The sequence below is a fragment of the Actinoplanes sp. NPDC026670 genome (assembly GCF_040638175.1).
Taxonomy (GTDB): domain Bacteria; phylum Actinomycetota; class Actinomycetes; order Mycobacteriales; family Micromonosporaceae; genus Actinoplanes.
In genome coordinates, this window is record NZ_JBEZXU010000003.1 from 122,753 (window position 1) to 134,650 (window position 11,898).

Below are 11,898 nucleotides of genomic sequence, written 5' to 3' on the forward strand. Positions count from 1 at the left end.
CGGGTGGTCGCTCTCCGAATTTGGGCCGCCACGGCTTGAGGTGGGGGTTTAAGGAATCGTTGAACCTTAGAGCCCGATGCCGCGTACCAGAGACCGGGAGAAGTGACCCGGTTGGAGGCGGTAGGAATGCGATGCGAGGACGGGCACGACGACGCCGCCTACGTCCTTGGCGCGCTGTCGCCGATAGAACGGGCCGCATATGAGCGTCACCTGGCAACATGCTCGTTCTGCCGGGAGGCGGTCGCCGATCTGGCGCTCGTGCCGGACATGCTCGACCGGCTCGACGCGGACGAGTTCGCCAAACTGCTCGACCCCAGCCTGTCCAATCTGTCCCGGCCGGCGCATGCCCCGTCACTGCGAAAAGTACGGGCCCGGCCGATCCGGATCGTCAGTTCGATCGCGGCGCTCGTGCTCTTCCTCGTCATCGGGGGCGGGCTGGCGTACTGGGGGCTGAACGCCGGTGACCCGACGAGCCCACCAGCCGGGCCGCCGATCGCGATGACGAAGGTCGACCCCGCGTCGCAGATCGCGGCCACCATCCGGATCACCAGCACCGGGGCCGGCAGCCGGGTCGAGATGGAGTGCTCGTACAGCGAGGTGGCCAAGCCGTACACCTTCCGGCTCATCGCCTACGGACCCGACGAGCAGACCGAACAACTCGGATCGTGGCTGGCCCAGCCGGGCAAGAAGTTCCAGATGCCGGCGGCCACCCACTTCACCCAGGGCAGCCTGTCCCGGCTCGAACTGGTCCGCTCCGACGACAAGGTGATGCTCGTCTACGAGCCGCAGAGCTAAGCGGCCACCGCAGCCGCCGCCCGGGTGCGGGCCGCGGCCCGGGCGCTGCGGATGCCGTCCGCGGTGAACACGATCAGCGCCAGCCAGACCAGGCCGAACCCGGCGAGCCGGGCCGGCGGCATCGGCTCGTGATAGATCAGCACGCCGACCGCGAGCTGGAGGATCGGCGCCACGTACTGCAGGATGCCGAGGCCGACCAGCGGCACCCGGTTCGTGGCGGCGGCGAACAGCAGCAGCGGGATCGCGGTCAGCACACCGGCGATCAGCATCAGCACGGTGTGCGTGGCCGAGACGTGCCCGAACGCCGCCTCACCGGACAGGTTGAGCCAGGTCAGGAACGCCATTGCCGGCAGCATCAGCACCGCCGACTCGACGAACAGGCCCTCGGCCGGCGGCAGTGACATCCGCTTCTTGATCAGGCCGTAGCAGCCGAACGAGGCGGCCAGGGTCAGCGCGATGTACGGCAGCCGGCCGTAGTCGATGGTCAGGATCGCCACCGCCAGGCCGCCGATGCCCACCGCGGCCCACTGGAGCGGGCGCAGCCGCTCACCCATCACCGTGACACCGAGCAGGACGACCAGCAGCGGCGTGATGAAGTAGCCGAGCGCCGTCTCCACCACCCGGGACGAGTTGACCCCGTAGATGTAGGTGCCCCAGTTGACGCCGATCAGCACGGCCGCCAGCGTGACCCCGCCGAGCAGCCGTGGAGTGCGCACCAGCCGTCCCAGGAACCGCCAGTTGCGCATCACGGTGAGCAGCAGGGCCACGAAGACGACCGACCACACCACCCGGTGGGCCAGGATCTCCAGTGGCGGCGAGGGGCGCAGGAACTTGAAGTAGATGGGGAAGAAACCCCACATCGCGTAGGCCGTGAGGCCGTACACGTATCCACGCCGCTCGTCGCTCATGCCCCCACCGTAAGGGCGGGGGCATGTTTCGATCCTTGCAACTATGAAGCAGGTCACGAGGCCAATCCGGGCCTACTGGCCTGCAATTGTGAAATCAGTCGCCGTCCGGGACCAGCATGTTCAGCAGCCAGCTCACGATGCCGACCAGCAGCGCGCCGAGGATCGCGGTAAAGACGCCGTCCACGTGGAAGGCCAGGTCGAGCTTGTCCGCGATCCAGCTGGTGAGCAGCAGGAGCAGACCGTTGACCAGGACCGCCACCAGGCCCAGGGTGAGGACGTAGAAGCCGCAGCCGATGGCTTTGATGATCGGCCGGAGAACCGCATTGACCAGGCCGAAGATCACTGCGACGGCGAGCAGTGTGCCCGCTTTGTTGGCAGTGGTGTCGGCGGTCAGCTCGATGCCGTCGATCACCAGAGTCGCGATCCACAGCGATACGGCGGTGATCACCAGCCGGATGAGGATGCCCATGGCCGGGAATCGTGCCATGGCCCGTCCACCTGTGGAAACGACACTCCGCGATCTTTGTCAGATCTATGCCCGCACCACGTCGCCGTTCGTCGCGTCTCAGGCCGGGGTCAGAGCCTGACTCCGGGTCGGCTCGCCGATCAGGCTCTGCTCGATCGGCGTCTGTGCGAACACCGCCCACCGGACCGCCCGCCGGTTGATCACCGCCACCATGTCGGTACGCATCCGGGGGAAGTACGACGCGGTCTCGCCCAGCCCCAGCGTGCCGCCGAGCAGGGTCGCCTCGGCCGGGGTCAGCCGCTGGAGCACCACCAGATCGGCCTCGGTGGCGTGTGGGAGGTCCGGAGCGCCGAACTCGTCCCGGACCACCAGGGTGGTCTGCCATCCCGCGTCCCGGGCCGGCTCCGGGCCGCCGGGGGCCGCGCCGGTGTCGAGAACGGTGAGGGTCGGATGCCGTACCGAACCGGCCGGTGCGTCGAATGGGCGGCCCGCCGGCAGGATCGTGATCGCCTCGCCGGGCACCGCCGCGCCCCGCGCGAACGGCTCCCAGGCGTGCGGCCGGGTCGTCCGCACCACGACCCGGGCCCCGGTCGCCATCGCCCGGAACGCCAGCAGCTGAGCGCCCGGCAGGCCACCCACCAGCAGCGCCCGGGTCGGCTCCGGCCGGAACAGGCGGATCAGCACCGCGCCGCCGCCCTGGTTACGGCCGATCATCAGGCCGGCCGGGCTGATCGGGAGCTCCGGAGCGCCGATCCGCTTGCCGTCCACCGCCTCACCGCCCAGCGGCAGGGTGGCGGCCAGACCCGGCAGCTGTGCGCCCTCCAGGCGCCGCAGCCGCACCCGATCGGTGGCGAGCAGGGTGCGCAGCGCCCGGACCGCGGTGTCCAGCCCGGTGACATCGGGTGCGGCGACCCGGACGAAGAGGCCGGTCGCGGTCATCGACACGGTGGTCGCGGCGGCCGGCAGATGGAGGATCCGGGTGATCAGATTGCCGGTCAGGTCGGACCCGGCGGCCGGCCGGCACCGGAACGTCGCCTGGACCAGGCCACCCAGGCGCAGCGACGACCAGGACTCGCGGGCGCTGTCCGAGCCGCCGGTCTCGGCGTTGGCCAGGTCCGCGATGGCGCGCAGCGCGGCCACCTCACCCAGCGGGCGGGCCAGCGACGACCCCAGCCGGCGGGTCAGGCGGCGGGTCATGCCGGCCAGGCTGCGGTGCAGCTCGTCGTCGGACCAGCCGCCGGCCCGGGACACCCGCAGCGCCAGCACGGCCCGCAGATAGCTGAGCGAGCTGCCCTCGGCGAGGGTCCGGTAGGAGCTCTGCGACGGCCCGGTGCCACCCCGGGCGGTCGGGGCCGGGACCGCGCTCAGCACCAGCTGGGCGCGCACCCGGGGCTGGTCGCCGACGGCCTGGTCACGGCCGGTGGCGTGCAGCAGGGCGGCGAAGGACGGGATGGCGGACGCCTCGTCGGCCGGGTCACCCAGCTCGATCAGGACGGTGAGCCCGGAGTCGTCGGCGAGGACCGCCGCCGACGTGCCCGGCAGATCCAGGCTGGTCAGCCGGACCCGGGGCGCCGCGTAGGAGAGCAGGGCCGTGCTGTTGGCGATCGAGGCGGAGCGGCGGCGACCCGAATAGCGGGCCAGCACACCGAGCCACTGGAAGGCCCACCGGCCGCGCAGCCGCAGCCAGGTCAACGCCAGCAGGCCGGCCGCGACGACCACCGCCGGCACCATGGCCAGCCCGCCGGCCACCAGGCCGGCCAGCAGCACGGCCGCGGCGACCTGGGTGGCGACGATCTGCTCCGGGCGCGCGCCGAGCAGGCGGCCACCACGGCGGGGGCGGAGCAGGGACTCGGTCATCGGAACCGCGCTCTCGGTGCTCATCGACCGTCCCTCCCCGTGGCCAGGCATCCATTCACTCTCGTGCGCGGGTCATCGTAGGGCAGTTATTCACAGCTCCACTGCCCTACGGGGGAGTTATCCACAGGTTGGCTTCCCGGGGCAGACGGGGCTCGTGCCTGGCCGCTAACGTCGTCGCTGTTGTCTCGCGACGGGCGGCAGACCTGCTCGTCAGCGGCTAGCCTGGTGGCCCGCGTCGATGCGACCTGTGGTCCACACCGGATCAGATTTGGGAAAGGGGTGACGTCACGATGTCGCAGACTGAGAGCCAGTCCGCACAGATGGCGAGTACCGCCAGCGAGTTCGACCGGATCAACGGTTCGCTCCAGAGCATGCTGAACACGCTGATGCGGGAGCTCGAGGGGCTCAGCGCCGGGTGGAAGGGCCAGGGCGCGATGGCGTTCGACCACGTCAAGACGCAGTATGCGAGCGACCTCAAGCGGCTCAACGAGGCCCTGGCCCAGACCGCCGAGGGCATCCGTACGTCCGGTAAGAGCTACGAGCGTTCCGACGCCGACGCCGCGTCCAGCATCGGCCGGACCGGCGGCCAGTTCACCCTGCCGCTCTGACCTACCGGAGGAAGTCATGAACGACGGACACCTGCTCGTCAACTTCGCCTCGCTCGACCAGGCGCGCCTGGACATCGCGAAGGCGGTGAACAAGCTGAACGCCGACCTCGAGTATCTGGAGGGCGAGGGCAAGAAGCTCCAGGGCACCTGGTCCGGCGCGGCTCAGGACGCCTACGACGTGCGCCAGCGCACGTGGCAGGCAGCCTCCCAGGACCTGCAGCGGATCCTGGGGGAGATCGGTTCGGCGCTGGAGCGGTCGAAGGACGACTACCAGGAGACCGAGCGGGCCGCGACCAACCGGTTCCAGTGAGCCGATGAGCCCGGACGGGTCGCCCGTTCGCGTAAATGGCGTCGCCGGTTCCCGCGGTTACCATCGGTTGTTGGGTGATCACATCGAGCCATCGGTGCATGCTGCGGGGCCCGGACGGCCCATTTCCGGAGGCGTCGTAGGCCCAACCTGACGGTCAGCATGCTGCCGCCCATTGTGATTGTGGCCTGACCTTGTAGGTTATACGCGTTGAGTTGGCTCGTTGACACGCGTGGGGAGAGGTGGACGTGTCCGAGTGGGAACCGGCTACGGACGCCGAGGCTGCGATGCGCGATGCGTTGCGCACCGACGACCAGGAGTCCTACTTCCGCATTCTCGCCGGTGTCGACCTTCTGTTACCGGTCTCCGCTGAGGTTCTAGCCGGCACTGCGCCGATGGGCTGGGGCACGTGGAGCACGGGCGGTCGCACCCACGTGCTGGCGTTCACGTCGAACGCCGCGCTGCAATCCTGCCTGGCCGACTACACCGGCTCGGCACGGCGAGTGCCGTATTCGGAGTTGGCCAACACCTGGCCCAACCTCGAGTGGTGGCTCGCCGTCAACCCCGGTCTGGTGATCGAGGGTTACCTGCCGGCCTGGTTCGTGGCCCAGCTCGCCCGTGGCGACCTCCGGCTGCCCACCCGTGGTCCGGGTCGTGAGGCGCACCCCACCTCGAAGATCCAGGAGCTGGGTGCGGCCGCGCTGGCGGCCAACCGGGCGGGTGGCGAGAGCGCGGTCGGCGGTCCGACTCATGAGCCCGAGCCCGTCGTTGCCGCCGCCGCGTCGGCTCCGGCCGTGCCGTCGGCGCCACCGGCTCCGGTCAGTGCCCCGCCGGCGCCTCCGGTCGCTCCCGCGGTGGCCCCGATCCCCCCGGTGGGCAACACGCCGCCGATGGGTCCGGGTGGGCTTCCGGTGCGTACCCCCAGCGGGACCTCGCCGAGCGGCCTGCCGGTTCGCAGCCCGTCCACCGCGGCGGCCCCGCCCGCCGCCTATCAGCCTCCGGCGACTCCGGCCGCCTATGCGCCGCCGCAGGTTCCGCCCGCACCTGCCGCTCCGGTTTCGCCGCCGTCACGCGGCGGCGCCGGGATGGCCACGCCGGGCTGGGAGAAACCGGGCATGCCGTTCCGGCCGGATGAGGACCCCCGTGGTCCCCTCCAGGACCTGGGCGCCCCACTGCCGGTGCGCACTCCGATGGCCAACACGCCGCCGGTGCCCGAGCACGTGACGCCCTACAACCCGGCCGAGGCGCCTGTCGACCCGGCCTGGGCCGGCAAGCAGAGCACACAGCCGGCCAGCGCGCCGCCCGCACCGGCCAGCGCCCCGCCCGCCAACTCGCCCGCCGGCGCCGCTCCGTCCTTCGGCGGTCCCGGGGGTGCCCAGCCTTTCGGTGGCCCGGCCGGCGCGCCGCAGTTCGGTGGCCCGTCCACGAGCGCGCCGCAGTTCGGTGGCTCGCCCGCGAGCGCGCCGCAGTTCGGTGGCCCCCCTGCGGGTGCTCCGCCGTTCAGCGGGCCGCCCGCTGCTGCGCCGGCTGCTTCCGGTCCCGGCGCCGCCCTGCCTCGGCGGCAGCCCGGCCAGTCGACCGGTGGCGGCCCGATGACCAGCATGGCCGGGTTCGTGCCGGCCTCGTCGAACGCCGCCAACACCGCGGCCTCGGGTCCCTCGCTCCGTCCGGCCTCTCCGCCGCCCGGCGCTCCCGCGTCGGCGCCCCCGTCCTACGGCACGCCCACCCCGGGCTTCGGCGGATCCACGTCGCCCGCCGGGGGAGCGGCTCCGGCTTTCGGTGGTCTGGCTCCGGCCTCCGGTGGTCCGGCTCCGGCTTTCGGTGGTCCGGCCCCTGCCTCCGGTGCTCCGGCTTTCGGTGGCTCCGCGACCCAGCAGCCGGTCAGCCCGGCTCCGGCTCAGGCCTTCGGCGGACCGTCGGCACAGCAGCCGGTCAGTCCGCCTGCGCCACCCGCGTCGGCTCCCGGCTCCGGTGGACCCGGTGGTTTGCCGCGCCGCCAGGTCACTCCGCCGTCCGAGCGGCCCACCTCGATGGCCGCGGCGGCACAGGCGCTCGGTGCGCGTACCCCATCTGAGCCTCCGGCATGGGATCGTCAGTCCCCGCCGCCCGCCGCCGACCGTTTCGGGCCGTCCGGCCCGGCGCCGTCGATCGCACCTCGGCCGGAGGCCGAGTCGCCCGCGGCGACGACGATGACGAACCTGCTCCCGCCGGTGATCCCGGGCGCGGGTGGCGCTTCCGCCTACCCGTCGTCGGGCTACCCGGCACCGCCCGCGCCGCAGGCGTACACCCAGCCCACCCCCGGTCCGGCCTACGGTCTTCCGCCGCAGGGCAGCCCGGCGTCGGCGTACGCCACGCAGTCGTTCTCCGGCCCGGCCTTCGCGACTCAGGCGCTGCCCGTCGCGACCAGCGGCTACACCCCGACCGGAGCGTCCAACCTCGGTGTCTCCGGGTCGGCCACCGGTTCACGCGGCCCGTCCGGCACGGATTTCGTGCCGGCCAACGAGGTCGAGCAGGAGCTTCAGGACGCCGCGGACACCGGCAACACCGACGTGTTCCTGTCCACGCTGCTGCTGGCCCAGGTCCTGGTGCCGGTGGCCAGCCACTCCCGGCCCGGCAGCGCACCCGGCGAGTCCGGTTTCGCGTTCCTGCCGGAGGAGGTCGACGGCGAGCGCTACCTCATCGTGTTCACCAGCAAGGACCGGCTCTCCGACCACTTCGGCGAGCCGACCCGGACGGTCGGGGTCCGCTTCTACGAGCTGATCCGCAACTGGCCGGACCCGGCGTGGTCGTTCGCGGTGAACCCGGGCACCCCGGTCGGCGCCAAGTACCCCGGCGCGCAGATCATCGCGCTGGCCAACTGGGCCACCGAGGCGGGTCTCGGCGCCGAGCCGGCCGAAACGCCTGCTGCCGAGTCGCAGCCCGCTCCGGTGCCGGCGCCCGAGCCCGCGAGCGACGAGGCTCAGCAGGCCACCGTCATGCAGAAGACGATCGCGGCCGAGCAGGTCGACTACTACCTCGACCGGGGCTACGACCGGGTGGCCGGTTTCGTGCACCGGGCGTCCGAGGTCGAGCACCTGCGTACCCCGGCTGAGCTGTTCGGCGCCCTCGGGCTCTACTACGACTCGTCGCCCTTCCAGTCGGACGCCAAGGAGGCGTTCGTGCTGCGCTGGCCGGCGTACCGGCCGAGCCTCTACCGGATCCCCTACGGCGGCCAGAACGAGCAGGCGCTGCGCGCGATGGACGGCTGGGTGATAGAGCGTCCGCCGTTCCGTGGCAACGGATTCGCGCCGGGCGAGGGCCGGGACGTGATCGCCGAGTTCAAGGTGGACAGCGTCCGCCTGCCGCACGGCGCGCAGCTGTGGAGCATCGACGTGGACGGCAACGAGCGGATGATGGCGATCTTCGACGCGGACGGCCCTCAGTGGCGCCGGGTGGGTGAGTAACGATGCGCGACGGTTACGTGGTCACCTGGCAGGGCCGGGAGTATGACGCGGCCCCTGACGGCGACAATGTCCGCATCTACAGCGCCTCCCCGGGCGAAGGCTTCGAGGAGACCAAGCCGGGCCGTTACGTCCGAGTCCTTGAACCAGACGAATACGACGAAATGGCTTACGTCCGCACCCTGTGCACATGGCGCGGCGAACCGTTCATCGTCCTCGCCGAGGCCGACGCCTGGCTGCGCCTGGAGTACACGGGCGGCCGCGCCCCGGTCGCCCGTCAGCTCGGCCTCGAAGAGTTCGACTACGGCGTCTACCAGGGCTGGGCTCCGGCCCATGAGGTCCGAGACCGCTACGAACACCGAATCTAAATCCCTATCTGGTACGGCCACGCGCCTCCAACCGCATCCACGCGTGCCGCACTACCCCGCGACGCCCCTGCCACTCAAGGCCGAATCGCGCCCGCCGGGCTGAATCCGACAAAAGGGCAGAAGGCACCCTCGCGGCGTTCTTGCAGCTTTCTCCACGCCCTGACGAGAAGAAACGTGCAAGGTCGTCGCGGCGAAGTAGATCTTGCAAGAGTGGTCACGCTCTGACCTGGAGAATCGTGCAAGGTCACTGAAAGCGTGCAATATCGTGCAAGATCTGCGAAGCCAAGCGATACTCGGCGCCGCATTTGGATCGGCGGCCTGTGGATAACTCTGTGGAAAAGGACGGGCTCCCCGCCTGGGAGGTGGGGAGCCCGTTGACCGTTCCCGGATGCTCGACGACCTTGAGGAGAGAAGGGACTGGTCGTCGGGCATCGGTGGGACGGCCGGAACCGGTGTTCACTCGCGGGTGATGCAGGGATCTCCAGGAGTGGCGCGGCGCTTTTCGCCGGATGCCGGGACCGATGACGAAAGGGGTTCGGCCCCGGCATCCGGAGATCATGGCCGGCCCGGGTTGGGGACCGGGCCGACCGTGATCTGGTGGGGATGGGTGGGGAACTCAGCTGGGGAACGAGTTCAACGTGGGGATGGGCGGGGGACTCGGCTGGGGGTGCAGGTGAGGGTTCAGCGGACGTAGATGCTTGGCTGGGCAGGAACGGTCATGCCGTCGCCGAGGAAGTAGCTCGGGTGGGGTGGCTGGTTGTAGGCGGTGTTCTGCCAGGCGATCGCCGACCGGTACTGCGAGTCGTGCATCAGAGTGGTCAGCCTGGTGCTGGTCGGGATCGGCGTGCTGTAGATCCGCAGCGCCGAACTGTCCGTCTTGCGCCAGATCACCTCTTCACGCCAGTCGCCGAGGATGTCACCGGACAGGGCCGGGGTGGCCTTGGTGCTGTTGTTGGAGCTCACGTCGGCGGCGGTCAGCAGGCGGGTGTCCGAGCTGGTGCCGTACTTGCTGATCTTGTTGCTGTCCAGGAGTTCGCGGACCGGGTCGCCGTCCCACCAGACGAGGAAGTTGATGCCTGTGGGTTCCCGGCCGACGACCGTGCCGGCCGCGTTGAACAGGCCGGTCTCGGACGCGGACCAGGATTCGCCACCGGGGCTGCCGGCGTACACGTCGCCTGCCACACCGCGGCCGTTGTCGCCGTTGGCCGCGGTTTTCCACAGGATCGTGCCGGTGGCCGCGTCGGCGAGCCAGGAACTGGGCTTCGACTTGTCCTCGTCGACCTTGAACACTTCGAGGCCGGGGTTGTTCAGGTCGAAGTCGCCGACGTGCAGGGCGTCTCCGTGGCCGTTGCCGGTGTTCCACAGTCTGGTGCCGTCGTCGTTCAGCGCCATCGAGCCGTAGATGATCTCGTCCTTGCCGTCTGCGTCGACGTCGGCGACTGATAGCTGGTGGTTGCCCTGGCCGGCGTAGGCGCTGTTGCCCGACGTGTTCGTGTCGAAGGTCCAGCGTTTGGTGAGAGCGCCGTCCCGGAAGTCCCACGCGGTGATCACCGAGCGGGTGTAGTAGCCGCGCGCCATGATCAGCGACGGGCGGGCGCCGTCCAGGTAGGCGGTGCCGGCCAGGAACCGGTCGACCCGGTTGCCGTAGCTGTCACCCCACGACGACACGGTGCCGCGGGCCGGGACGAAGTCGACTGTGGAGAGCGCGGCACCGGTCTGACCGCTGAACACCGTCAGGTATTCCGGACCGGTCAGCACATAGCCGGACGAGTTGCGGTAGTCGGCACTGGACGACCCGATGGTCACGCCGGTCCCGGAGACTGTCCCGTCGGCGGTTTTCATGGCGACCTCAGCTTTGCCGTCGCCGTCGTAGTCGTACACCTGGAATTGGGTGTAATGGGCGCCTGCGCGGATGTTGCGGCCGAGGTCGATGCGCCAGAGACGCGTGCCCTGGAGGGTGTAGGCGTCGACGTAGACGTTGCCGGTGTAGCCGGACTGCGAGTTGTCCTTGGAGTTCGACGGGTCCCACTTGACGACGATCTCGTAGTCGCCGTCGCCGTCGACATCACCGACTGAGGCGTCGTTGGCCGAGTAGGTGTAGGCGACACCGTCGGGCGTCGTGCCGCCGGCCGGCACCGACAGCGGAACGTCGAGAAAACCGGCACCGAAGGTGAGCGAGGCAGGCGAGGCCGCTTGCTCGACACCGTTGCTCAAAACCTTGATGGTGTACGAGGCGGAAGCGGCCGCCCCCACATCGAGGTAGTTCGTCGAACCGGTGATCGGCGAAGAGTTGACCTTGGTGCCCCCGCGGTACACGTTGAACGACACGGTCGACGGGTCGGTGCCGAGCATCCGCCAGCTGACCAGGTTGTCGCTGCCGGAGCGGACACTGATCACGCCGCGGTCCAGGTCTTCCATCTGGCGGCCGGCCGAATCCGCCGCGGCGGTGGTGGCCGAGGTCAGCACCCACTGCTTGTTGGTGTTGGCGGTGCACGTCTCCTGGATGATCGCGCCGCCGGCCGTGGTGCCTGCGTCCTTGTCGCTGAGGCACAGTCCGGAGTTGACGTTCTTGATCTGGTACCCGGAGCCGCTCGCGGTGAACGTGAAGAGCTGGTTGGCCGCCGCGCTGCCGCAGGTGTACTGGATCAGCTGGACACCGCTGACGGTGCTCCGGGCCGGCACGTCGACGCATTTGCCGCTGTTGACGTTGACCAGGTTGAACTGCCCGGTGGATCCGGCCGCGGCGAGCTTGAACTGCTGCCCGGCGGCGCCCGCGGTGCACCCCGACTGCTGGAGCAGGGCGCTGCTGTCGAGGCTGCCGGCGGTGACGTCGAGGCACAGGCCGCTCTTCACGACGGAGAGGCTGTAGGCGCCTCCGGCGGTGGGCACGGCACTGGTGGCGGCGCTCGAAGGCAGGACGAACCAGCCCACGGCGGCGGTGGCGAGCACGCCGGCCACGCCGAAGACGGCGAGTTCCCGGGTGTGTCTCTTAGGCATGGGACCTTTCCGATCTCAAGTTTTGCCGATCTCAAGTCACGTGCGCCCGCCGCCAGCCGGGCGCAAACGACTACGTTGAGTCACAGTCTGGGAGCGGTACCAACCGCAACCGACGGTGAGAATAGGACAGATCGGTGCCCTAGTTGATCTAT

The 11,898-nt window shown here is 70.2% G+C and carries 9 protein-coding genes; 5 read left to right on the forward strand and 4 right to left on the reverse strand.

What is annotated here, in order from left to right; genetic code table 11:
- Positions 1-102 precede the first annotated feature (102 nt).
- Entirely contained in the window at positions 103-795 is a 693-nt protein-coding gene (locus AB0E94_RS04045) for a zf-HC2 domain-containing protein (RefSeq protein ID WP_360322186.1), read from the forward strand.
- On the opposite strand, the gene rarD is transcribed toward AB0E94_RS04045, so the two are convergent.
- The 3 genes from rarD to AB0E94_RS04060 form a co-directional block, all read right to left on the reverse strand.
- Complete coding sequence (gene rarD / locus AB0E94_RS04050; protein ID WP_360322189.1) at positions 792-1,703, reverse strand: EamA family transporter RarD; 912 nt, start codon at positions 1,701-1,703, stop codon at positions 792-794. The two genes, AB0E94_RS04045 and rarD, sit on opposite strands and share 4 nt — an antisense overlap.
- A gap of 94 nt (positions 1,704-1,797) precedes the next feature.
- Positions 1,798-2,172, reverse strand: a complete 375-nt coding sequence (locus tag AB0E94_RS04055; protein ID WP_360322739.1) for a phage holin family protein — start codon at positions 2,170-2,172, stop codon at positions 1,798-1,800.
- A gap of 96 nt (positions 2,173-2,268) precedes the next feature.
- Positions 2,269-4,050 (reverse strand): type VII secretion protein EccE, encoded by a 1,782-nt coding sequence (locus AB0E94_RS04060; RefSeq protein ID WP_360322192.1) that lies wholly within the window; start codon positions 4,048-4,050, stop codon positions 2,269-2,271.
- A gap of 266 nt (positions 4,051-4,316) precedes the next feature.
- Here AB0E94_RS04060 and AB0E94_RS04065 point away from each other — a divergent pair, with 266 nt between their 5' ends.
- The 4 genes from AB0E94_RS04065 to AB0E94_RS04080 all read left to right on the forward strand — a co-directional run bounded on the left by AB0E94_RS04065 (position 4,317) and on the right by AB0E94_RS04080 (position 8,749).
- Positions 4,317-4,634, forward strand: coding sequence for a WXG100 family type VII secretion target (locus tag AB0E94_RS04065; protein WP_360322195.1), 318 nt, complete (start codon positions 4,317-4,319; stop codon positions 4,632-4,634).
- Positions 4,635-4,650: 16 nt separating this feature from the next.
- A complete protein-coding gene (locus AB0E94_RS04070) occupies positions 4,651-4,944 on the forward strand; it encodes a WXG100 family type VII secretion target (RefSeq protein WP_360322198.1) in 294 nt (97 codons plus the stop codon).
- Positions 4,945-5,189: 245 nt separating this feature from the next.
- A complete protein-coding gene (locus AB0E94_RS04075) occupies positions 5,190-8,384 on the forward strand; it encodes an SseB family protein (RefSeq protein ID WP_360322201.1) in 3,195 nt (1,064 codons plus the stop codon).
- Between the two features lie 2 nt (positions 8,385-8,386).
- On the forward strand, positions 8,387-8,749 hold the full coding sequence (locus AB0E94_RS04080; RefSeq protein ID WP_360322204.1) for a hypothetical protein: 363 nt from the start codon (positions 8,387-8,389) through the stop codon (positions 8,747-8,749).
- Between the two features lie 681 nt (positions 8,750-9,430).
- On the opposite strand, the gene AB0E94_RS04085 is transcribed toward AB0E94_RS04080, so the two are convergent.
- Positions 9,431-11,746, reverse strand: coding sequence for an RICIN domain-containing protein (locus tag AB0E94_RS04085; RefSeq protein WP_360322207.1), 2,316 nt, complete (start codon positions 11,744-11,746; stop codon positions 9,431-9,433).
- Positions 11,747-11,898: the final 152 nt, after the last annotated feature.